This is a genomic window from Flavobacterium arabinosi (genome assembly GCF_048158725.1).
Taxonomy (GTDB): domain Bacteria; phylum Bacteroidota; class Bacteroidia; order Flavobacteriales; family Flavobacteriaceae; genus Flavobacterium; species Flavobacterium arabinosi.
This window is the reverse complement of sequence record NZ_JBLNKX010000003.1, coordinates 472795-498006: the sequence shown is the minus strand read 5'-3', so window position 1 is coordinate 498006 and position 25212 is coordinate 472795. Positions and strand designations below refer to the sequence as shown.

Here is a 25212-nt window from a genome sequence, read left to right as displayed (position 1 = left end):
AAATTTAAACATTTAATCATATGTTTTAACGAATAAATAAAATAAATTAGACTAATTCTTTAAAATATTGCAACAAAATTCTGTCGTTGTCTAATGTTGGTGTGAAAATTTCCAGAATACTTGGTTTTTCATTTTGACTATAAAAAGCATCCAGTTCCCTTACTAAACTCGTTTCATCATTGGCAATACTATACTCAAAACCATACATTTTAGCCAAATGTTCTGCAGTAAGACCATGTGATGTTTCAAAAAAAGTATTAAAAACAGGCGTTTCTTCATGTCCGGGCAAAATTCTAAATATCCCGCCACCACCGTTATTAATCAAAATTATTTTGAAGTTTTTTGGGATGTAATTATTCCACAAAGCATTGCTATCGTATAAAAATCCAATATCTCCGGTTATGAAAATCGTTTGTTTTTTATTGGCAACAGCCGCACCAATAGCTGTGGAAGTACTTCCGTCGATTCCGCTGGTACCACGATTGCAATATACTTCAATAGAAGAATCGATAGCTATTAATTGCGCATAACGAATGGCTGAACTGTTACTGATTTGTAATTGACTATTCTTTGGTAAACTTTGAATTACTTTTTCGAAAACTTTAAAATCTGAAAATTGAATTTTTGCCAAATAGTTTTCATGTTTTTGCTTTCGCAAAAGTTTCACAGCTTCTAATTTCTCAAAATAATCGCTTTTTACCACTTCCGTTAAAGGCAAAAATGCTTCGAAAAAAGTATTGGGATTCACTTCAAAATGTTTCGTCAATGCATTGAAAGTATCGTACGCCCTTAAAGTGTCAATATGCCAATGGTGTTTTGGTTTGTATTTCCTCAAAAAAGCCTTGATTCGTTTAGAAACTATCATTCCGCCAAAAGTTACCAATATTTCCGGCCGGAAATCCTCAAACTCTTCATTGGTAAAAGGAGTAATTATAGTGTCGATATTGTTTGTAAATGCAGGATGATACAAGTTGGACGTAGTTTCGGTCATAACAACAACCGATTCGTCTTGAGCCAATGCTGCGATTGTTTTTTCGTTAATCAAATTTGGCTCGTTCACGCCAACTAAAATCATTTTTTTAGTTGAATTGTTCCAAATAGTTGCAAACTCAGAAATATTTTCTATGGTGCTCAGTGCATTCAAGTTTGCAAAACCATTAACCATGACATCAACTGAAAGTTCTGAAACGGTTTCGTATAAAGGCTCTTCAAATGGTGCATTGATATGAACGGGTCCTTTTTTATGCAAGGCCAAATCTATCGCTTCATTAATTTTGAAATCATTTGCTTTTGAAGCAACTTCATTTAAATTGGCATTGTATAAAGAATGGTTTATAAATACATTTTCCTGTCGGATGGTTTGTCCGTCACCAATATCAATTTTGCTTTGAGGTCTGTCCGCAGAGATTACGATTAAAGGAATCTGACTGTAAAATGCTTCCGCAAAAGCAGGATAATAATTCAGTAATGCGGAACCCGATGTACAAACTAAAGCCACAGGTTGCAGGGTTTGCTGTGCAATTCCAAGTGCAAAAAAAGCAGCAGCACGTTCGTCAGCAATACTATAACATTGAAAGGCGGGATTACTCACAAAACCAATCGTTAGCGGAGCATTTCGTGAACCCGGGGAAATTATTATGGTGGTGATTCCTTTGGCTAAACAAATTTGGATAATGCTTTGCGCTAAAGGTATTTTGGGGTAAATCATTGTTTTTGTTTCAAAGGAACAAAGATACAAAGTTGCAAAGGTTTTTCTCTAATCTTAAATAGTTTTCTTAAATTTGAAGGAAAATAGATTTTATATGAAAATCAAGATAAGACCTGCTGTTTTTGCCGATATTGACACAATACTAGAAATCGTTAATCACGAAATACTTCATAGTACTTCTAATTATGATTATGAGCCACACGATTTTGAAACCCAAAAATTATGGTTTGAAGACAAATTGGAAAAAAATTTACCAGTAATTGTAGCGGAATTTGAAAACGGAGCAATTGGATTCGCAAGCTACGGTCCATTTAGACAAAAAATAGGCTATCAATTCACAGTAGAACATTCCGTTTATGTAGCCCAGGAATTTATAGGAAATGGCATTGGAAAACAACTATTGGCTGAACTCATTCGATTGGCAAAAGAGCAAGAATACCATGTTATGATCGGCGCTATTGATGCTGAAAATTCAGGAAGCATCGCTTTTCATGAAAAATTTGGTTTCAAAGTGGTGGGCACCATTCGTGAAGTAGGTTACAAATTTGATCATTGGCTCGATTTGGTTTTTATGCAATTGATTCTAAAATAAGATGCTTTTCATTAAACTAAAAACATAATTGCTCCAAGAAAACCCTAACTGTGTAAAGAATGGTATATTTGCACAATTAAAAATTTCATGGACTACACCTTACTCTCATCACCTCTACAAGGATTTACCGATTTTCGTTTTAGAAATGCATTAAACAAATATTTTGGAGGGATTGATACCTATTATTCCCCTTATATCCGTTTAAATGGAAAGCTTGTCATTAAACCGTCTTACGAAAGAGATCTACTTCCAGAAAATAATATTGGTTTAGAGGTAATTCCACAAGTTATAACAAACGATGCCGATGAGTTTTTATTTGTAGCCAAATATGTTCGCGAATTGGGATACAAAGAATTAAACTGGAATTTAGGATGTCCGTATCCCATGGTTACAAAATCTGGTATGGGTTCCGGTCTTATAAGCAATCCTGAGAAAATTAATAATATCCTTCACAGAGCACATTCTGAATCTGACATTATTGTGTCTATGAAAATGCGTTTAGGGTATGAAAATAGCGAAGAAATTCTTGATGTTTTGCCTATCTTGGATACTTATCCAATTAAAAATATTGCCATACATGCTCGAATTGGCAAACAACTGTATAAAGGTGGCGTACATCTTGATGCTTTTCAACAATGTATTGATAACACAATTCACAAACTGTATTACAATGGTGATATTACTTCGGTAGCTAAATTTCATGAAATGCAAGAGCGTTTTCCTTCCATAGACCACTGGATGATTGGGCGAGGATTAATTTCCGATCCTTTTTTACCAAGTATGATAAAAAGCAATACTATGGAATACCCTGCAAACAAAATGGAATTATTCAGTGCATTTCACGACACCTTATACGGAATATATAGTGAGTCACTATCTGGCTCTACACATATTTTATTGAAGATGTATCATTTATGGGAATACTTTTCTGCTACGTTTTCAAATCCACATAAAGTATTAAAACAAATAAAAAAAGCACAGAGTATTAGAAATTATGAAGCGGCTGTTACAGCAATTTTTAAAAATGAGAAAATTTAATTTTTAAAATAAAAAAGCGATTTTCAGTTTCCCGAAAATCGCTTTTTTATTTTGCTTTTATAACTATGCTTTAATCCAATCTACGATTGAAGCATCTGTTGGTAACGTTTTTGGATCAATCACTTTTTCCAATTCTCCTTTTTCGTTGATTAGGTATTTCTGAAAATTCCATTTCACTTCTGAATCTTGCAAACCATTTTTTGATTTTTGAGTCAAAAACTGATATACTGCACACATATCGTCTCCTTTTACTGAAACTTTGTCCATCATAGGAAATGTTACACCATAATTCAATTGACAAAAAGTCGCAATTTCTTCATTCGTTCCCGGTTCTTGTGAAGCAAAATTATTAGCTGGAAAGCCTACAATAACAAAACCTTTAGCTGCGTATTCTTTATAGATAGCTTCAAGATCTTTGTATTGGGGAGTCAAACCACATTTTGAAGCCGTATTCACAATCATTACTTTTTTACCTTTCAAGGAAGCAAAATCAAAAATCTTTCCTGATAAATCTTCTACTTTAAATTGATAAATAGTTTCCTTGCCCATAGCAGTATTACTTTTATTTAATTTTGTTTTTTTAGTTTGTGCCTGGTTTTGACAACTAAAAAGAAATAGGATAGTACACGTTAAGAATAATAGGTTTTTCATAAATAGATAATATTAGTTTTTTATTTGAATATGGAATTTGCATATCGATATCAGTATTTTACTGTATTTCAGCTATGCGCATTTTGCAATTATATTTTTTATAAAATTATAACAATTAATTGTTGCTTAAAAATTTATTTTGGTTAAACACAAGTTAAATAAAAAGAAGCCTGATATCAAACAAAATACCAGGCTTCCAAACAAAACAAACTAATCTTCATTTTAGAAAACTAAAATGTATAGGTAATTTTCCCCTTCATAAAGAAAGGTGTTCCCGGTGTAAAATGTATTTCTTCTACACTTGTTGGCTCATTTTTTAATCTTGATTCAGTAGCAAACTGGGTTTCATTCCATTTGGTGTTAAATAAATTATCAATTGCTATTCCGAAAGAAATATTTTTAAGTTTATAATTGATGTTAAAATCAGAAACAAAATATCCTTTGGCAACTATCGAATTATCTTCGTTTGCTGGACGACTTTTTAAATAGCGATAATGAATTCCTCCCGAAAAACCATTTAGATTCTGAAAACTTAAACCGCCGGTAGAAGTAAAATCAGGTGCTAACGGAATGTAATCTTGCCCTTTTGGCTCATCAATACTTCTGGTATAGGTATAATTAGCATCTGTATCTAAATAAAACCAATCATTCAGTTGATACCGCAATCCTAAATCAAATCCCATACGTTTTGATTTTCCGCTTGGTTCAATAACTCCGGCATCACCCACGTAAACAAACTCTTGTTTAAGGTACAAATACCACAAAGCAGAATTGACAATTAGCTTTGGGAATGGTTTCCAAATTGTACCAATATCCGTTCCTATCGCTGTGGGTAAAATTTGTTCGCCACTATTTTGAACCACAACGCGAGTATCATTCGAATGAAATCCCATTCCTGATTTTATATAAAACTGCAAATTGTTATTTTGCGAATAAATAAAATTCAGTTTTGGTGAAATTTTCACCTTGCTTTCCGTTTGCGTTTTATAAGCAGTAATTAATTTATCTTGGTAATTAAATTTAAAATAATCCAATCGCACTGCAGGATTAATCATTAATTTTCCAAAACTGAATTCTGAATTCACATACGAGAATAAATTAGACTCATCAATATCCCCTAATTTAATTTGCTGCAAAGTAGTCCTTCTATTTAATGTATGTGAAAGCTCCGTATCCTTTGTAGCATCGGCACGAAAACCCATGCCATATTGCAGCATGACATTGACATTATTCAGCTTCGTTTTCTTATTCAATTCGGCATTCATACCATAAATCGTTCTATTTTCTTTCTGTCTAATTTGATCGCCATTAATAGGATCTTCGAGGAAAAAAGTAAAATTAGAATACAATTCGAAATCATATTTTGAATAAAAAGCATTGGCTTTCACGAATGTATTTTCGTCAATTGGTTTACTCAAGGATGCATTTACATTTGTTCTTGATGTGCTTCCTCCTTCTGTATCATCCACTGAACCAAATCTAGAAATTGTTCCGTTATCAACCAAACGTTGCGGTATTTGACCCGAAGCATCCCAACGACTAGAAAAACGAGAGGCGGAAACGGAAAATTTACTGTTATTGGCTAAAATGCCTGAATATTTCCCTAACAGATTGATTCTATTAAAATTCTGAGGGGAATCGAATGGACCATCTGTCAGGATATATTCCGTTGCAATGTAAGCACTTTGTGTTTTTTGATTTCCCAAAAGATTAAATAATCCTACTGTTCTTAGCGTATTGAACTGCCCTAGTTCAAGTCCAATACTGTTTTTTTCAATTTTATCTTTAGTTTGGAAAGCAACGTATCCTGCAGTAGCAAAATCCCCTTTGTTAGCATAATACGTTCCTTTTCCAAAATCTATTTTTTCCACTGTTTCCGGAATTACAAAATGCAAATCGGCATAGCCTTGACCGTGCGCATGGGAAACCATATTTACTGGCATTCCATCTACTGAAATAGCAATATCAGTTCCATGGTCAATATCAAAACCTCTCAAAAACAGTTGTTCTGCCTTTCCTCCACCGGCATGTTGCCCGATGAATAAACCAGGTACTTTTCGTAAAATTTCCTGCGAAGAATTTACGGGAGTTGTTTGCAAATCTATTTTGGAAATTACATTCATCGCCGAAAGTTTTGCTTGAATTACAATCTCATTCAATCTAAAAACAGCATCTTCTAAAACAATTCTAAGTTCAGAACCAGAAACTGTGTAATCCATTTTTTTAAATCCAAGCGCATTTACTTTCAAAACGTTTCCTACAACTGTTTGATCAATACTGAACATCCCAAATTCATTCGTATGTGCATGACTTTCGGAACTTATATTATTGATGTATGCATTTTCTATAGGAGTCCCATCGTTATCAACTACTATTCCTTTTTGAATCTGGGCATACGTAGTCAAACCCAAAAGAGTTGTCAGGATTATAAAAAAGTTCTTCATTTGGAAATTTATAATTGATTTACCTTTTTCTCTAAATTTGGGCCTAATTCATACAAACTGGAAAGCAATTCTACTTTAATAGGTTGTACTTTTTCTACTTGTTTGTTAGACTTATAAATCATGGCCAAATGGTATTGTACTTTAGGTTCAAATGATTGTCCAACTACATGTTTCTGAGCAATTTCCAATGCTTTTTTATTTTCGCCTAAATTAAAATACGACCATGCCAATAAATCATAGGAATCAGGAGTTGGTCTGTGATCAATTTCAATTTTTGCAATTTCTAATGCTTTAGAAGCAGTTTGTTCATCATCCGCATAAATTAAAGCATTATATTTGTTATACATCGCACCATAATTATTTTTCTGTAACATAGAAAAATAGGCATTTCTATTGCTAATTTCTTCTTTTTTATTTCCTTCAAATTGGGCTATTTGAGATTTCAACAAATAAAAATCTGGTGTATTGTGCGTCACTTCAATCGCTTCAACAATTCTTTTAGCTTCGACTGTGTTTCGTTCATGAGAGAATACAATCCAGGCAATTCCTTTCAAAGCATACGAATAATTAGGATCTATTGCTAATGTTTTTAAATAGCTATCGTAAGATTCTTGGATTTTCCCTGCATGACCATAAAAATCACCTAAGTTAGAATATGACCAGATTTTAAGTACTTTATTGTCTTCTTTCTCCGCAATATCTCTGGCTTTTTCCATAAAAGTTATAGCCGTTTTCAAGTCGCCTTTGTGATCATTCCATTTTGCCAAACGAATGAGATAATCATAATCTTTCATATCTCGCATGGCATTCAAATTTTTTACGGCTTCAGGAAAATTCCCCAATTCCATTTGAACATCAAAGAGTAGTTTTTCTGTTTCTTTCAAACCTTCACCTATAGAAAAAGCTTTATTTGCCAATACTAACGCTTCTTTAAAACGGTGTTGCGCAATATAATTCCTTGCCAAAGATCGAATGGTAGAAACTCTTGAATAATCATACGCTTCATTCGATTTTGTTAATAATTCTTCTGTTTTATATAGGTTTTTAATATCGCCGGTATATTCAAAAAGAGTCGCATAATTAGACGCGATCATGCTTAAATAACTAATTTGATTAGGAGCTGCATCGAATTTTTTTTGCCAGAAATCAATTTCGTTATTTGCAAAAGTCAATGATTTATTTCCTTTTACATTCAGATATTTATTGTAATCTGAAGTATTTGTAATTTGACTTGGTTTTTTCTCGCAACTAAAAAGAGATAGGATTGTAAAAACCAATAATGGAATTATTTTTAAAGTTTTCATAATCTTGTTTGTTTGTTTGTTTGTTTGTTTGTTTTTGAAAAGAAAAAAACAGAGTTGAAATTAAATATATCGAACTCTGTTTTTTTTATGAATATTACCAGGCTGTTGCCAGATAAGGAAAAGAAGTTCCAAATGCTTTATCATTTGCATTTACGTGATCCGAAGTAAGTGCAGCGTTTGAAGTTCCCATTGGTCCTCCAAAAATCAATAACAATTCCACATCGATAACGTCATCAGCCAAAGCTCTACCTGTAAGAACATTAGTTCCATCAAAAAAAGTTGTTTTTGCAGTTTTTGAAACACCTAAAACATCGGTAGCCAAAAGACCTGTTAATTGATCTGCAGTTTGTCCTAGTGCATTAGTAGTATAACCCGCATTTAAAGCTAATAATCTAGATTTGAAAATAGGTTGGTATTTAGATCCCATCATTGATGGAATAGCAGCATTGAACTCATCTTTTGGTGCTCCTGCTGCAATAAATACGGTATTTATTGCCGGTCTTGCCATTTGATCTTGTTGAACAAAAGTTCCTGAAAAATCAAGACTTGCTACAGGATCTGTATTCGAATCATCATTATCACAACTTACTGAAACAACTGCACAAACTACTGCTACAGCTATTAATTTGAATTTATTAGATTTCATGTCTTTACGTTTTTAAAATAAAATTAGTTATTGTTTTTTCTTAGTTTCTGCCCATACATTCAATGTACTTGAAGTACCTAACATTGCTTTTGGAACTTCAACTACTAGTGAAAGTACATTTGTTCCTGCAAAAGTGTCTGTACCCGGATTTTTGAATCCAGAAGCAGTTCCGCCAAGGATTGCTTTGAATTGACCTAAGTCAAAAAAGAAAGGATCGTCTCTTGGTCCCGCGAAAAATTTCATTCCGTTTTTCTCCGCTATTAAAGGAGTTGATCCATAAGTAGAAATAGTAACACTTCCTGAAGCAGCAGCCGTTTTAATCATACTTGAAGTTCCAGTGGCAGTTGGAGCGTAAGGCCCGAAGAAATACATTTTGTCGTCTCTTTTGATGGCTTGAATAACTAAATCTTCAACATTGTCACCTGTGTTATCAATATTGATTTCAATCATAACATTTTCATTAAATGTTGCCGCGGCTGTAGCATTAGGACTTAACAATCCTTGTGTGTTTACTGCAAATGCAAGATTGTTGGTATCTTGCCCTTGAAAAGTGTACACATCAGTAATATCTGCTGCATTACCTGTTACTGCTGGAGCATCAACGTGATCAGCAGCTACTAAAATTAAGCCCGAAACCGCCACTAGCGATAGACCTAATATCATTTTTGTTTTTTTCATTTTGTTTAAAATTAAAAGGTTATAAAATCATTTACGGGATTGTATTCGGTTTGGTTTTAAAAATCATAAAAAAAATAAAAATTAATTTAATTTAATTCATAACCAATTAATTAACAGCGTTTTAAACACTTAAATAAAATACAATTATTTTTATTTTTATTTTATTTTAAAGCAGCTATTCATAAAATATGCCAATTGTAAATAAGAATGTATAAGTTTGTAATAGCAAAATAAAAAGTTATGACCCAAGATGAATTATTAGTATTAATTTATAAGAAAGATGAAAAGGCGTTTACACATCTATATGATATGTATTCAAAAAGCTTATTTGCAGTAATCAATGTTCTTGTGAAAAATAGAGAAGAAGCCGAAGATGTCCTTCAGGATGTATTTGTCAAAATCTGGAAAAATATTGATTCCTACCATGAAAGCAAAGGGCGCTTCTATACTTGGATTCTAAATATTGCCCGAAATACATCGATCGATAAACTGCGTTCGAAAAATTTTAATAACAGTCAAAAAAACCTTTCTTCAGATAATTTCGTACATCTGTTAGACGACAGTAACAAACTGGTCAATAAAATTGATTCTATTGGGATTCAAGAGTTTGTAAAAAAACTAAAACCCAAGTGTATTCAAATAATAGATTTACTGTTTTTTAAAGGCTATACCCAACAAGAAGCTTCAGAGGAACTGGAAATTCCTTTGGGAACCGTTAAAACTCACAATCGAAACTGTATTAATGATTTAAGAAATTATTTGAAATTATAATGGATACGAAAGAATATATAGAATCCGGTATTTTAGAACTCTACGTTTACGGTTTACTCAGTGAAACCGAAAATGAAGAAGTGAACACCATGGCAAAAAATAATCCAGAAATAAACGATGAAATTATTGCTATAGAAAAGGCCATTGTAGCTTTGTCTTCCAGCTTTTCACCGTTTCATTCTGTAGAAAATTTTGAAAAAATAAAAGACAAATTAGAACTAAAACAGGCTAAAGTAATCGAATTAGAACAAACAAGAAATTGGGCTCAATACATTGGTTGGGCTGCAGCAATTCTATTGTTAGTAGGTATTGGTTACCAATACAATCAGATGGAGCAAACCAATACTCAGGTAGTAAATGCCAAAGAGGAGAAAGCAAAAATAGAAAAAGATTTGGATGCTTTACAATTAAAAAATAAGGCAACCGAAACCAATTTAGCAGTGGTAAGAGATGCTAACAATACCGTTGTATCACTTGGTGGACAAGCCGTTGCGCCACAATCCTCTGCGAAAGTATATTGGAATAAAACAACCAAAGTGGTTTATGTTGATGCCGCAGGATTACCGGAACCACCAGAAGGAATGGTATACCAAGTTTGGTCCTTAAAATTGAATCCGTTGACTCCTACAAGTATTGGACTATTGGAAAATTTCAAGGTTAATGATCAAAAAATGTTTGCTGTAGATAATGCAACGGAAGCTGAAGCTTTTGGTATAACGCTAGAACCTAAAGGCGGAAGTTTAACGCCTACAATGGAACAATTGTATACTTTAGGAAAAGTTTAAAAATCACTTATTCTTGATATAAAAAAGGTTCAACTTTGAACTGCCCCCAAATAGTGTCTAACTTTTTGGGGGCAGTTCAAAGTTGAACCTTTTTTGTTTAAACTATTATACTAATTTTGTTCATTTAAAAATGAATTCAATGCGTTGAATTGATTTTATATAGGAGTTTTTACACCAACCAAGAAAGCAAACTCTTCCGTTAAAACCGTACTATTCAAGGCCCCATTTGCCTTTTAAAATTTATTGGCAGCCCCCACTTCCTCATAATTTACCCAATCATACTCATTAGTACAAAAATAGTTTATAAATATAGCTGCTAATTATTTTTTTTAACGAATCCAAGTTGAAAACCAGGCTTCTACACTTGTTGATGTTCTTCCCATTGTAGTATTAACAAACCAATGCACACAACTAGAGGAATTATTTGAATGGTACATTTGTGGCCAACCAGTGACAACAGGCGCGCAACAATTATTCCAACACCAATAACCTGTATTTGTAATAAATATTGCAGTCGTTAAATTTCCATTATGCCATGTTCCTGCCCCACCAGGGACGGTAGAACTACTCCTCAATGCTCCAATGGCTAATGGATCAGTCGATGTTGTTTTATTTTCAATAGAAGTATAAGAACTACCTGTTCTTAATTGAACGGTGCTGCAGGTATTAGCCAACTCAATTACTGTAGTACGAGGTAAATATCCTTTAGTTGTAGGAGATGTTAAACTACTAACTTGAGTCGCAGCTGAAGAGTTTCCTCCAACGCTCAATAATGTCCATCCACCGCCATCGGTTGTCATATCGGCATATACCTGAAAAGGGGTTCCCGAATTAATATTTGGGTTGGTTATCCAATAAATTCCATCTGGAGATAATGGAAAACCTTGTTTAATATTTAAGACATTTAATGCAGCTCTTGCAGATGATATTCCGTCCTTGGGAAGTGGAGCATCCATAGTTCTTCCAAAACTATTTAATCCTTTACCAGTAACTACAGCACCATTTTTATTAATTGCTAGTAAAGGGTCTGAAACTGATTTTCCATATTTATTTAACAGGTATCCAGTAGCTATTATTACTACAGTTGTATTATTCCCACAGGCATTGGTACCTGTAATAGTATAGGTTGTAATAACGCTAGTTACAGTTGGCGTTCCGCTTATGGATCCATCCGTTCCTAAAATTAAGCCTGTAGGCAAAGCTGGAGATACCGAATAGCTTCCCACTGCTGCTCCTAAATTTGTAATTACTAAATTTGTAATTGGTGAGTTCAATAGATAATCTTTCAACCCTGAATCCAAATAACTTATCGAGGGTACTTGATTAATAACCGAAACTACCCCTACTGGACTCCATGCAGTACCACAAGAGCCGCTGGTTAAAAGCACCCTAAATTTTCTTGTAGAGGTTATACCTGAAAAACTATAAGTAGCAGCGGTATTGCTAATATCGGTCCAAACAAATCCTCCGTCAATAGAATATTGCCATTTTGATACTGTACCCGTGTACCCACTTAATGTTAATATTCCTGAATTGGAGCCGTTACAAAAACTTGCATTGGAGATTGTTCCTCCAGAAGGTGCTGTACCTGCAATACAGGAAACAGCATAAGCAGCTGTATAAACCGTATTGGAACAGTTTACTATAACTGCCCTAAAATAATATGTGCCCGCTACAGTTAATTGATATGACATTGCTGCTGTGGTATTTGCAATATCTGTAATGCCACTTGCAAATGTACTACTGGTTGAAACTTGCCATTTAGTTATAGTACCACTATATCCATTCAAGATAAAACTAACATTAGCATCAACACAAATGGTATTATTATCTGCTACAATATTTCCCGAAATGGCACTGCTTATATTAATTCTTGTAGATGATGTAGTCAAACCAGTGCAACTTGCAGTATTTACTACAGCCCTATAATAAGTGTTTTGAGTGATATTAGTCACTGTGTTAGAGGTTGAAGTATTAGCAATATCAATACCAGCAGTCAAAAAGTCATCATACGAATATTGCCATTTCACTACGGTACCACCGACTAATCCTGTAAGAGTTAATGTAGTATTGTTTGCACCAGAACAAACCGTTGTATTTCCACCCGTAATAGTTCCAGATGGCGCTCCTGACAGAATTAAATTCCTAGTAAAAACAACATTGGCACCTACATAATCTGTAGACATTCCTCCATATTCTACGATATATGAAGGAACTTGACTTGAGAAAGATAAATCATTCCACTTACCTTCAGAGGCTACATAAAATTCCCCGTAATGTTCCCCGTTACTATTATTAGGCTCGCCAGGATTCCAATACGCAAATTGACCAGGTTGCGTTGTTGTCCAGACATTTCCTACAGAAAATTTAGTGCCTTTTTCTGGACCAGAAACCCAATACCATTGCCCTTCTGAAGCGGCTTGATTTGCATAGGTGGTTGTTCCGGTAGCAGCATTAATATAATTATAATCATCTGAGGCACCCATCCAAGAATCTGCTGGCATGATTTTCCAAATAAAATTAGTTTCGGCTATAGAAGTCATCGTAACTAAATATCCTAGACGACCAAAATAAGATTTTGTTTCAGCATTTGCGAGTGAAGTTGCCCAATTTATATTTCCTGACACTTTTTCATAAAAATGACCATTCAAATTATTGTAATACTTATTTCCTACTACAAAACTTACCTGTCTTTGCTCTTGAAAACAAGTAGCAGAAACAGTTGTAATAGTAACTGTTCTCAACAATGCTTGCCAATTAGCAGCTGTAGTTGTTCCTAAAAAGACCAAACTTTTAGTGGTCGCATCAAAAGCCGCAACAGTGATTCCAGAAGGCAAAGTTCCTGTATAAGACAAAACATCACCAGCAGTATAACTACCCGAGATTGACACTATAAAGTCAGTAAGATTTCCATCAGCGGTTATTGTCAGCGACGGATCTACTACAGTTTGTATATTATTAGTTATGGTTAGTGTACTGCTTGCTCCTGCCACATTTACTGTTGTAGCTTGTGAAAATACCTTGCTTGCAAAGCAAAATACAATTAATAATATATATAGTGTATGTCTCATCATCATAGAAAAAATTAAACTGATTATTTATTTTAGTTTTAGGGTATTGTAGGTTTTATATTTTTGCTAAATAGGATTGCTAATGCGCTTCATTTTTTTTATGATTAAAAAGTAAAAAAGGAGTTTCACGGTTTAAAGAAAATATAAAACTAGCGTTTAAAACTGTATAATTCTCCTCAATTTTCTACCAATCACTTTTCATTGAAAGCATTATTAATTTATTTTCTCTTGAAATCATATTGCATCTATTTTATATTTAAAAAATTGAATTGTATTCCTAAAATTAATCCAATAACACCGAAACTCTTCGTGCTAGTCGAAAAGTAATCTTTGAATCCGAAGGTATTGAACTATCTTCGCCATAACCAATTATTTTTAGCCTTGACTCTGAAATTCCTGACAACACTAATAATTCATAAAGCTTTTTTGCACGACTTTCAGAAAGTTTCTGGTTTGCTTCTTCACTACCACTTTTATCAGAGTATCCAACTAATTTTATATTTACGGATGGATTTTTCTTTAATAATGAAATAATACTATATACACTATTCGTTGAGCCACTGTTTGGTTTATCTTCATTTACATCATAAAATACATTTACTAATCCGTTTTCCAACAAAGATTTGAAGTCATAATTCCCCTCAATTGTTTTAGGTTCTAACTCCTCTAGATTTCTCTTATTATTTGTGTCAATACTGTTTTCTTTTTTATTGCCCATTAAACCACTTGGAGTATTATTTTGTGTGTTTAAATTATCTACTACTTCTTCTTTTTTATCAGCACTAATTTTTAGCTCTTTATTTTCTGTTGAAAGTAAGTTAGCAACCGAATCGCCTTCAGGAACATTTTTTGGATTTGCCCAATCTGAATGTCTATCTTTTTTTCCTAAATAAATTGTCATACCTATAGAAGTAGTGTATAACATACCGGTTAAATTATTCTCTTGAGCAGAAGTACTTCCATCCCAATTACGGTTTTGTCCAATATTTGACAGTACTGAAAAATCAACTATCAATGCTATTCGTTCCGAAAGTTTAATTTGAGGCGTGATTCCCATTATAAATCCTTTATTGGAATCTACAACTGCTTCTTGATTGCCGTTTCCTATTTTGGATTTAAATTTTGAGAATTGAAAACCTGCATGTCCCAACAATCCAATTGAATTAGAAAAATTTTGAAATTCAAATACTTTTCCTAAATTAAAGACACCTTGAAATCCTATTCGGTATTGCATGGAACGATATGAGAAAGAGGCCTCTTCTAATTTATTGGAAATACCATCAAAGGCTATATCTGATTTTATTCCAAATTTAGAGTTCAACATATAACGAAATCCGAAATCAAAATGATTCAAACTTGAAAAATTTGCACTCGAATTATAACCTATTCCAAAAGGACGCACAGCTATATTTGAACCAAAGCCAAACTCAAAAGACCATTTATTAACTTGCGCTTCGGTTTTAGTTACCATTTCAGGATTTATCTCTTGAGCTGAAAGTGACATTATTCCTATATTGAAAAGTATAAATCCAAAACTAATTCTTGATACTGATGTGTATTTCATTTTATGTGTTTTATTTAAATAATAACAAGTAATTTTAGGTCTAAAATTAGTAGTTGTTTGAAAATGTTACTTTATGTTATAGAAATTGATAATTAAAAAGACCTAATTGCTCTAACTGAATTGTTGGAGCTTTTTAAGCCTTGAACACCACCACCGTTGGAAAATGATATACAAAGTCCATAATTTGGATCACCAGCAGTTTGAGTGGACCAATAAAGTCCATAAGGTAAACTAGCAGTGTCAAAAGTACCAGTACCTATTACTCCTCTTCTACCATACATTTTAGTCAAATCATCATAATTAGGCAATCTCCAATCCGTATATCCGCCACCGGTATAGGCTGTGGCCAAAGCAGCTGCATTACCCCAAGTTGTATTTCTTCTACCTTGGTCAGCAGTTGCGGCTATTAAACCATGTATTATTCCTAAACCATCAACTGAAGTGAAGAAAATAATACCCCCCTGATAAAAATCTCCAATTTTAGGAGGAAGTGGTTTAACTATACTTTTTCCAAATACATTTTGTCCTTTACCAGCACCTTCAGCGCCATATTCATTAATTGCTTGCAAAGGTTCTACGATTAATTTTCCATATCTATTCAACACTAATGGATTCATTGTTACAACAAAAGATTTTGTTACCACACCACCAGAATTATCATCTAATGTGATTGTAATGGTTGAAGTTCCCATCTCTCCTGAAATAGGGGTTAGTGTTATAGTTCTGCTTCCCGTATTTCCTTGTAAGGATATATTGCCATTGGGAATTAATGCAGTATTACTTGAACTGGCTGTTATTGTCAAATTATTTAACGGCGTTTCTTGATCGCTAATAGTAAATGCAATTGGTGTAGGTAATGAGCCTTCAATAATAGTGGCATCACTTATTGATGAAAGTGTTGGATAAACGTTTATATAACTCGTATTACAAGTGAATGTAGAGCCTGAAATTAAGGCTGTTGTGGCTCCTCCCCAATCCTCCATTACCATAGAGGCTGTATTTATTCCTGCATTTAAATAGGTAACCCCTGAAAAAGTTCCTACCGACGTAAAACTGTCAAATCTAGCCCCTATTTGAGTTCCTCCCGTAATTTTTGGTTTTACTGGATTGGTTGTATCAATTACACCATTAATATAAAATGAAATGGCATTATCACCCGCACCAGAGAAATTTAAATCATAGAAACCCGATTGTGCAACATTAAATGTTTGTTGTACAATCCAGTTGTAAAACACTCCTGATCCCAATAACTGAGCGGCATCAGTCCTAGGAGCGATCCAATAATAAGTAGATCCCGAAACGGTATATCCGTTCACATATATATATACTGGAGCCAAGGAAGTTGTTTTGGGCACATAAGCGTTATAAGGTAAAGTTTCTGAATACGTATATCCTTGTGGTAAAGCAACTACTTTCCAATTCCCATCAATACCAGAAGTTGGAAATGGATTGGTTCCATAACCCGAACCTATTATATCTCCACCACAAAATGCTGCAGTAGTAAAACTTAATTCTGAGCCATAAGAAGTTCCTTGTGAATTAATAGCATAAGAACGAACATAATAAGTAGTGCTAGACGTTAGTCCAGATACTGCTTGTGAAAAAGCCCCTGTTCCGGAACCAATTACCACTTTAGTATCAGAAGTAGTAGGATTAGTTATTAAACTATACACAACCCCTCGTTCTGTAACGGTTGCTCCTCCATCATTAGTAATATTTCCTCCGAGTATAGCACTCGTATAAGTGGATGAAACAGTAGTGGTTAAAGTCGCTAATAAAGCTGGAGAATTAAAGACAACCAAATTGCTATTTGATGATTTAAATGGATTTCGTGCGTAATTTACTTCAACAGATAATAGCATTAAAAAAGATAATAATAGTAATTTTGAATTCATAGTTTTCTATTTAAGAATATATCTAGTCTGAATGTCTTTAAACATCATTTATTGAACCTACATGTGTAAAATAATTGATAATCTTGTTATTGTGTTCTGTTTAAAAATAACAAATCTATAGCATACGTTGCTATAGATTTGTAGTTGATATTACTTAGAATCTCCAAATGATTATAGAAAGATTTAGTAATAATAGTCTAATTGAATTCTTTCGGTTCCAACCAAAGCATATGCTCCATTGTTGGCAGGTAAATAGGTTAAAGTACTTCCACTTACACTATAAGCCGTGTTACTAATTCTCACTCCATTGATATACATTTTCACTTTACTATTTACTGAAGGTGTTTGTGCTAATGTAAAACTAAGTTGCGCTGCAGTTGCAGTATATTCATCCGCAATTTCTCTAACCGCTGCAGCACCTGTAGAAACAGTACCATTAGCCATTAAATATTCAGCAGAAGTTCCACCAGTTTTTATGAATGAAGTTCCTGTCATAGATCCAGCAACATTTAAGTTTCCAAATTGAGATAATTTCATATACTCCGTATCAGTTGTTCCGTTATATCTTGCAAAAGACAAATCTGTTATATCTGCTGCGATTCTTTCGGTTCTTATTTTCCAAGCAGTCGAATACCAATTTAAAGAAAGTACATTATTATATGTTCCTCCAGGAAAATCAAATTTGATCCCTTCAAATTCAACACCGCCTTTTACGTTTAATCGTGTACTAGATGTATTTGATAGAGGCCCTGTTCCAATAGTAAAATTAGAAGTAAAGGTCTTAGCACCCAAAACCGTTTGTACAGTAGTTAAATCTACAAAGTTTGCACTTGATGATGTAATAGCTCCTGTAACAAAAGCTGTTGTTGCCAGTTGAGTAGTATTTGCTCCTACCGTTGCTGTTGGTGCAGTTGGAGTTCCTGTTAACTCTGGTGAAACTGATAAAACTACATTTCCTGTTCCTGTAATAGGATTAGAAACTAAACCTTTTGATGCGTTTGTAAATACCGGTAGTGAAGCCGTTAAAGAAGAAAGTATTGGTTGTGCAGCAAAAGCGACTACACCTGTTACACCCAATGTGCCTCCTACGGTAGTGTTTCCTGTAGTACTAATATTTTGTGAACCAAAATTTGGAGCTATTTTAGTACCTGCTATTGCTGCACTAGCATTTACATCGGCATCTACAATCGTTCCATCATTGATCATTAAACTAACTACTTTGCTAGCGCCAATAATACTCACTCCTGTGTTGTTTATAGTAACATCTCCCGTTAAAGTAACTTCTGTAGCTACATTGCTGGAGTTTCCAATATATACTTTTCCGTCTGCCAAGGTATTTATAACTGATACTTGGTTATCCACATACGTTTTTACAGACATAACTGTTGGATATTTAGTATTTGATGTTGCATCAGCTGTAATACTTGTACTTTTATTTATTAAATCTTCCTTCGTGGCTTCTGCACTTATAGCACGATCAACTTCGGTTTGTAAATTAGTTATTAACGTGTTAACTGCTAGAATTCTATTCGATTTCTCTGTGTTTAAATTCGAAGTAATTGTTGTTTCTGCTGCTGTTGCTCTTGAAGTTTCCGCTGCAATTAAAGTCAATGCATTAGAAGTACCAGCTGTTGCGGCATCAACATACGTTTTTACTGCTTTCTCTGTTGGAAATTTCACATCTGAAATAGATGCTAAAGTACCATCTACACTCTTGTTTGCTGTATTTTCTTTTGTAGCTTCTGCGGCTGTTGCTCTAATTGTCTCTAATGAAAGATTTGTAGTTAGAATTCCTTCGGCATTTGTAGCTCTTGTGGTTTCCGTTGCTAAATTGGCAGTCAAAGTTGACACTGCAGTTGCTCTAGTTACAAGTTCTGTTGCCAAATTATTGGTTAAAGTAACATCGGCTGCTGACCTAGTAGTAACTTCGGCAGCTAAATTAGTTGTCAAAACTGTATCAGCTGTTCCTCTTGTTGTAGCTTCTGCTGCAATACTTGTCGTTAAAGCATTGTCGTTGGCCAATCTTGTAGCGGCTTCTGTATTTAGATTTGTAGTCAAAACTCCTTCTGCTGCGCTTGCTCTATTTATCTCTGTGGTTAATGCTGTTGAATTTGTCAACACTTTGGCATCTACATAAGTTTTAATTGCTTTCTCTGATGGAAATTTTACATCAGAATTTAATGTAAATGTTCCGTCAGTACTTTTGTTAGCTGCATTTTCTTTTAATAATTCTGCTGCTAAAGCTCTTGTACTCTCTGTCGTTAAATTTGTAGCGATTGTATTTTCTGCTGTTGTAGCTCTAGTTATTTCTGAAGCTAATCCTGTTGTCAAAACTGTATCAGCTGTTCCTCTTGTTGTAGCTTCTGCTGCAATACTTGTTGTTAAAGCATTGTCGTTGGCCAATCTTGTAGCGGCTTCTGTATTTAGATTTGTAGTCAAAACTCCTTCTGCTGCAGTTGCTCTTGTGATTTCTGCACTTAAAGCTGTTGTAGCTGATGAAGTGCTTGCATCTACATAGGTTTTTACCGATTTTACTGATGGATATTTAGTGTCCGAATCAAAATCGGTTATCACACTAACACTTTTATTAGCAAGCTTTTCTTTTAATAAATCAGCATTGGTTCTGTTGGTTACTTCCGTTGACAAAGCTGTGGTTAGAAGTCCTTCGGCATTTGTAGCTCTTGTGTTTTCCGCTGCCAAATCATTGGTTAAAGTAACATCCGCCGCTGATCGTGTGCTGGTTTCTGATGTTAAATTCGTAGTCAAGGTTCCTTCGGCTGCTATTGCTCTTGTTTTTTCGGTTGCAATTGCGGCTGCATTTACTCCTTCGGCTGTAGTAGCTCTTGTTGTTTCTACTGCTAAATTATTTGCAATTATCGTTTCAGCTCCACTTGCTCTGGTGATTTCTGCATTCAAGGCTGTTGTAGCTGATGAAGTGCTTGCATCTACATAGGTTTTTACCGATTTTACTGATGGATATTTAATGTCCGATTCAAAATCGGTTGTCACACTAACACTTTTATTAGAAAGATTTTCTTTTAATAAATCAGCATTGGTTCTGTTGGTTGTTTCTGATGACAAAGCTGTGGTTATAAGTCCTTCTATATTGGTAGCTCTTGTGGTTTCCGCTGCCAAATCATTGGTTAAAGTAACATCGGCTGCTGATCGTGTGCTGGCTTCTGATGTTAAATTCGTAGTCAAGGTTCCTTCTGCTGCTATTGCTCTTGTTTTTTCGGTTGCAATTGCGGCTGCATTTACTCCTTCGGCTGTAGTAGCTCTTGTTGTTTCTAATCCTAAATTATTTGCAATTGTCGTTTCAGCTCCGCTTGCTCTGGTGATTTCTGCATTCAAGGCTGTTGTAGCTGATGAAGTGCTTGCATCTACATAGGTTTTCACCGATTTTACCGATGGATATTTAGTGTCCGAATCAAAATCTGTAGTCACACTAACACTTTTATTAGCAAGATTTTCTTTTAATAAATCAGCATTGCTTCTGTTGGTTACTTCCGTTGACAAAGCTGTGGTTAGAAGTCCTTCGGCATTTGTAGCTCTTGTAGTTTCATTTGACAAAGCTGTGGTTAAAAGTCCTTCTGCATTTGTAGCTCTTGTGTTTTCCGCTGCCAAATCATTGGTTAAAGTAACATCGGCTGCTGATCGTGTGCTGGTTTCTGATGTTAAACTCGTAGTTAAGGTTCCTTCGGCTGCTATTGCTCTGGTTTTTTCGGTTGCAATTGCGGCTGCATTTACTCCTTCGGCTGTAGTAGCTCTTGTTGTTTCTAATGCTAAATTATTTGCAATTATCGTTTCAGCTCCACTTGCTCTGGTGATTTCTGCATTCAAGGCTGTTGTAGCTGATGAAGTGCTTGCATCTACATAGGTTTTTACCGATTTTACTGATGGATATTTAATGTCCGATTCAAAATCGGTTGTCACACTAACACTTTTATTAGAAAGATTTTCTTTTAATAAATCAGCATTGGTTCTGTTGGTTGTTTCTGATGACAAAGCTGTGGTTATAAGTCCTTCTATATTGGTAGCTCTTGTGGTTTCTGCATTTAAATTATTTGTCAATAGAACATCTACTGCTGATCGTGTGCTCGTTTCTGATGTTATGTTTGTCGTTAATATTGCATCTGCTTGCGCACGGATTAAAGTTTCTGTAGCTAAATCTGAAGCAATTGCTTCTTCGGCAACAGCGGCTCTGTTTTTCTCGGTTGCCAATGCATTTGTTGATGCCAATGTATTAGCATCGACATAGGTTTTAACCGATTTTACAGTAGGATATTTTATATCTGAAGTTGCATCGAATGTAACACTTGTACTTTTATTTACAAGAACTTCTTTTGTAGCTTCTGTAGTTGTAGCACGGGTTACTTCTGCAACTAAATTAGTAGTCAAAGTTCCTTCGGCTATAGTTGCTCTTGACTTTTCTAAGGCTAAATTTAACACCAACTCTGCATCTGCTGCAGCGCGAGTGGCAATCTCGCTAGTTAGCTCTGTAGATAAGTTGTTTTCAGCAGTAATTGCCCTTGTAACTTCTGCCGATAAGGCATTCGCTCCGGCTGTCATATTGGTATCGACATAAGTCTTAACCGATCTTACTGTTGGGTATTTTACATCTGAATTTCCATCAACAATTACGCTTGAACTTTTATTGACTAAAACTTCTTTAGTAGCTTCAGCTCCAACAGCTCTGCTAATTTCTGTATTTAAATTAGTAGTCAATACACTTTCAGCATCTTTGGCTCTAGCCACTTCAGAAGCTAATGCTGCCGAACCTATTGAAGAATTTGCATCAACATATGTCTTAACCGATTTTACAGTTGGATATTTAACATTCGAAGCGCCATCAATCGTTATATCTATACTTTTATTAACCGAATCCTCTTTAAAATTTAAGGCTTTTTGGTTTGCTAAACTTACAGGTTTATTTGAATCACTCGTATTATCAACATTTTCAAGACTCAAATTAGTTTTTGCTCCCAAAACTGTAGTGGCATTAGTCCCACCATTTTCAATTGGCACAACACCAGTAACATTTTCAGCGTTTTTTGCAGAAAAAGCAAAAGGTACATAAGTTAAAAATTGATCACTAATTTCAATAAAATTCGAGCATTGACCATTTGCATCTAATGCTACTTTTAAATTCTTTTTATTTACATCCCAATATACATCTGAAAATGTTGAGGCATAGCCGCCTGATTGAGTTCCAGAACCGATTATAGTATTCACCATACCAAATTCATCCGTTTTTACATTTATAGTTTCTTGGTATTCCGTTTGAAATGAACCATCCACAATTGTAAATTGCAGGCAAATGTTTTTATTTGCCAACGGAGAACTAGTATTGTTTGCTCCAGGAACTTTTTCTCCATTAGGATTTAATATAAGTGCTTGGTAGGTTATCCCGTTTGTTTGAGAATAAATTGCAGATGAAACAAACAAAAGTAAAAGTAAAGTTATCTTTTTCATAATTATTTTTTATTGATATTAAAATGAATACCGAATAGTATTTGATCAGTACAAAATGATAATTTTTCTGGAGAAATATAAAAAGGATTTAGGCTTTTTGAAAAACCATATCCAAGGCTTAAATAACCTAAGTCATTTAATTTATATCGTATATGGGCTCCAATGAATGGTGAAAATACTATTCCTGAAAACTCATCTTGATTAATCAAATCATAAACAACTCCATTTATATTTTGCTTACCATAAATTATTGTAGAAAGATTTAGACCTCCATTTACTTTGAATTGAAAATTATTCGAAATCTTAAAATTATAACTTAAAGCATTTTGAACTCCAATATATTTAGTTTCCCATCTATAACTATTTGCTGGAGAACCAGCAACAGCATTATAATCATTCAATGTAATACTAATATTATAAGATATTTTTTTGTTTTTAAAAGGGCTTGAATATCCTATTTCATAACTTGAACCCGTGCCACTTTGAAGTTGTGTAGTCATAGCCTCACCAGAAGTTTTATAAGAATACTTAGAAATATTACTCCCGGTCAAAAAATATGCTTCTTGGGAAAATAACTGAAAGGACGTGATTACCATAGCGAATAGTAGGTAGTTTTTAATCATTGTTTAATAATTTTAGTGTAATAATTGAGGTTGGTGGTATTTAATCGTACTAGATATTCAGAAGTGGGCAATCGTGCCAAATTTATAGTGAGGATATTACTGTCAACTTTTTCCTTTTGTTCATAAACCAAACGCCCCAATATATCAAAAATAGAAATGGATATAATCTCAACAACAGGTTTTGAAAATTGAAAATTAATAATTTCTCTAAATGGGTTAGGATAGGTTAACGTTTTAATATCTTCGATTGCATCAATATTATTTGAGGCGATATATTTACCCCAAAGACTTTGCTGAAATCCTTGCATTACTACATAATTTTTATTCGCGGAAGTTCCTGTCAAACTTTGCTGGCCAATAGTTTGTTTTATTATCAAACCATCTGGAATTTTTGTTGACTGTGCCTGCGAAGAAAGCATTTGATGGTGCAATACTTGCCCTTGAAAAGTCACAGTAAAAAATATAAGTAAGTACTTCATAAAATTTATTTTAGCCAATATTAACTATTATTATTATCTTTAATCGGCATAACTCGTCTTTAAACGTCTAACAGAAACAATCAGTAAGAACTTTTCAGTTTTTAGTAAATAAAAAATAATCTAATAAATTATTTATATTGAGATAAACACAAAATCTAAATGTTAATTAAATTCATTTTAACTATTAATGCGAATCAAGGTTAAAATATTAAGTTTATAAATACAGCTGCTATCTTCCCAAACAGATGTACTAATAATCCTTTTGTGGATCTAACTATGTATTTTCTTTGAATATTGTTTTTTTCAATTAACCAATTAAAAAGGGGTTCTATAGTTTGTCTAACTCTTAATACCGCTGTTGAATACAAATCGTTTGAAGCTTTATCTCTATTTCTAATTTCTTGGTATTTCCTTTTACTGCTTTAAGAGGCGTCATCATTACAGCGCTTTTTCTTTCTCAAAATCATAGAAAAACTCTTTATTTTGATAGATTTTATCACCAAAAAAGAATCTGTCTTTTTTGGTTGACCTTACTTCTTTGAATACGGTTAAATCATTGACAGATACGGGGTAATTTCTATCTCCTCGGGAAAAGGAATTCTGTTTTCTCGTCTAAAAGCTAATGCATGAAGTTTAACTCCATAACAATACATGCTTTTTGTAGAACAATATTCTTTATCTGTAATGTCTTTGGCTATTTTCAGGAACTCTTTTCGGAACAGGTAATAATCGGCTTTGATCTAAAAAACAATCGTCAAGACAGTAATCACAAATCAAGCTAGTTACTAATTCCCTGAAAGTTTCTGACAAGCGATTCAAGCGAATAGAAAGCGTAGAATAAGAGCCGAGTTTTGAAACCAGCAATGCAAATATTCGGCAGTGAATTGATGGATTTACTCTAGCGTGATTCGCTGTTCCTCTTCTGATGCAAACAAGTAAATTGTCATAATTTATCGATCTGTTAAATCTTGCTTCTCTTTATTGCTGAATCGCTGACATGTATATTTAATTTTTTTCCAAATTGTTCACAAATTGTTGAATAAATTTGTACTAATTTTGCGGCTTTAGGCTGAATAATCATATGTTAAAAGTGCTTTGAACACACCTTAAATGTACTGATTTCCAGAATTTAAAACAAATAACTTGAAAGATATTTCTTTCTATTTAGTTATTTTCGCAATTGCTATTTTAACCCTTGATTCGTATTATTAATATTAAAATGTAGAAATAATTAGATATTCGTGCTTTAATTATTTATTTTTAAAACTTAAAATTAAATCATTAAAATGCTGACAAATTTACTTTTCATCATTACCGGTCTCATTGGCTTACTGACAATTATCTTAATTTACTCAAATTATAAATCAAATAGGATCATGAATTTTTATATGATCTTATTGATCTTTATCATGTCTTTGCGTTTTTTTTTTAATGGATTAACCTATTTCATAACAGATTCTTCATTTAAAAGCATATACTTTAGATATTCTA

14 protein-coding genes and 1 pseudogene are annotated in these 25212 nt (G+C 33.8%); 4 read left to right on the top strand and 11 right to left on the bottom strand.

Annotated elements, in window-relative coordinates; translation table 11 throughout:
• Positions 1–46 precede the first annotated feature (46 nt).
• Positions 47–1708 (bottom strand): 2-succinyl-5-enolpyruvyl-6-hydroxy-3-cyclohexene-1-carboxylic-acid synthase, encoded by a 1662-nt coding sequence (gene menD, locus ACM55K_RS08810; protein WP_416849869.1) that lies wholly within the window; start codon positions 1706–1708, stop codon positions 47–49.
• Between the two features lie 94 nt (positions 1709–1802).
• On the opposite strand from menD, the gene ACM55K_RS08805 reads away from it, so the two are divergent.
• Both ACM55K_RS08805 and ACM55K_RS08800 read left to right on the top strand, forming a co-directional pair.
• On the top strand, positions 1803–2300 hold the full coding sequence (locus tag ACM55K_RS08805) for a GNAT family N-acetyltransferase (RefSeq protein WP_416849868.1): 498 nt from the start codon (positions 1803–1805) through the stop codon (positions 2298–2300).
• Positions 2301–2387: 87 nt separating this feature from the next.
• Positions 2388–3338 (top strand): tRNA dihydrouridine synthase, encoded by a 951-nt coding sequence (locus tag ACM55K_RS08800; protein WP_416849867.1) that lies wholly within the window; start codon positions 2388–2390, stop codon positions 3336–3338.
• Positions 3339–3401: 63 nt separating this feature from the next.
• On the opposite strand, the gene ACM55K_RS08795 is transcribed toward ACM55K_RS08800, so the two are convergent.
• From ACM55K_RS08795 to ACM55K_RS08780, 4 genes and pseudogenes are all read right to left on the bottom strand, one after another.
• Complete coding sequence (locus ACM55K_RS08795; protein WP_416849866.1) at positions 3402–3989, bottom strand: glutathione peroxidase; 588 nt, start codon at positions 3987–3989, stop codon at positions 3402–3404.
• Between the two features lie 230 nt (positions 3990–4219).
• A complete protein-coding gene (locus tag ACM55K_RS08790; protein ID WP_416849865.1) occupies positions 4220–6433 on the bottom strand; it encodes a TonB-dependent receptor in 2214 nt (737 codons plus the stop codon).
• Positions 6434–6441: 8 nt separating this feature from the next.
• Entirely contained in the window at positions 6442–7737 is a 1296-nt protein-coding gene (locus ACM55K_RS08785) for a tetratricopeptide repeat protein (protein WP_416849864.1), read from the bottom strand.
• A 94-nt stretch (positions 7738–7831) separates the two neighbouring features.
• Positions 7832–9061, bottom strand: a pseudogene (locus ACM55K_RS08780) (DUF4331 family protein).
• Between the two features lie 240 nt (positions 9062–9301).
• Between ACM55K_RS08780 and ACM55K_RS08775 the strand changes: the two are divergent.
• Both ACM55K_RS08775 and ACM55K_RS08770 read left to right on the top strand, forming a co-directional pair.
• Complete coding sequence (locus ACM55K_RS08775) at positions 9302–9832, top strand: RNA polymerase sigma factor (RefSeq protein ID WP_416849863.1); 531 nt, start codon at positions 9302–9304, stop codon at positions 9830–9832.
• Positions 9832–10617, top strand: coding sequence for an anti-sigma factor (locus tag ACM55K_RS08770; protein ID WP_416849862.1), 786 nt, complete (start codon positions 9832–9834; stop codon positions 10615–10617). The genes ACM55K_RS08775 and ACM55K_RS08770 overlap by 1 nt, the downstream gene beginning before the upstream one ends.
• A 329-nt stretch (positions 10618–10946) precedes the next feature.
• On the opposite strand, the gene ACM55K_RS08765 is transcribed toward ACM55K_RS08770, so the two are convergent.
• The 6 genes from ACM55K_RS08765 to ACM55K_RS08740 all read right to left on the bottom strand — a co-directional run bounded on the left by ACM55K_RS08765 (position 10947) and on the right by ACM55K_RS08740 (position 23721).
• Positions 10947–13694, bottom strand: coding sequence for a fibrinogen-like YCDxxxxGGGW domain-containing protein (locus ACM55K_RS08765; RefSeq protein ID WP_416849861.1), 2748 nt, complete (start codon positions 13692–13694; stop codon positions 10947–10949).
• Between the two features lie 277 nt (positions 13695–13971).
• A complete protein-coding gene (locus ACM55K_RS08760) occupies positions 13972–15252 on the bottom strand; it encodes an OmpA family protein (RefSeq protein ID WP_416849860.1) in 1281 nt (426 codons plus the stop codon).
• A 92-nt stretch (positions 15253–15344) separates the two neighbouring features.
• Positions 15345–17147, bottom strand: coding sequence for an Lcl C-terminal domain-containing protein (locus tag ACM55K_RS08755; RefSeq protein ID WP_416849859.1), 1803 nt, complete (start codon positions 17145–17147; stop codon positions 15345–15347).
• A 183-nt stretch (positions 17148–17330) separates the two neighbouring features.
• Complete coding sequence (locus ACM55K_RS08750) at positions 17331–22619, bottom strand: beta strand repeat-containing protein (RefSeq protein WP_416849858.1); 5289 nt, start codon at positions 22617–22619, stop codon at positions 17331–17333.
• A gap of 2 nt (positions 22620–22621) precedes the next feature.
• Complete coding sequence (locus tag ACM55K_RS08745) at positions 22622–23242, bottom strand: hypothetical protein (protein WP_416849857.1); 621 nt, start codon at positions 23240–23242, stop codon at positions 22622–22624.
• A complete protein-coding gene (locus ACM55K_RS08740) occupies positions 23239–23721 on the bottom strand; it encodes a T9SS type A sorting domain-containing protein (RefSeq protein ID WP_416849856.1) in 483 nt (160 codons plus the stop codon). Before ACM55K_RS08740 ends, ACM55K_RS08745 begins: the two co-directional genes overlap by 4 nt.
• Between the last annotated feature and the right edge of the window lie 1491 nt (positions 23722–25212).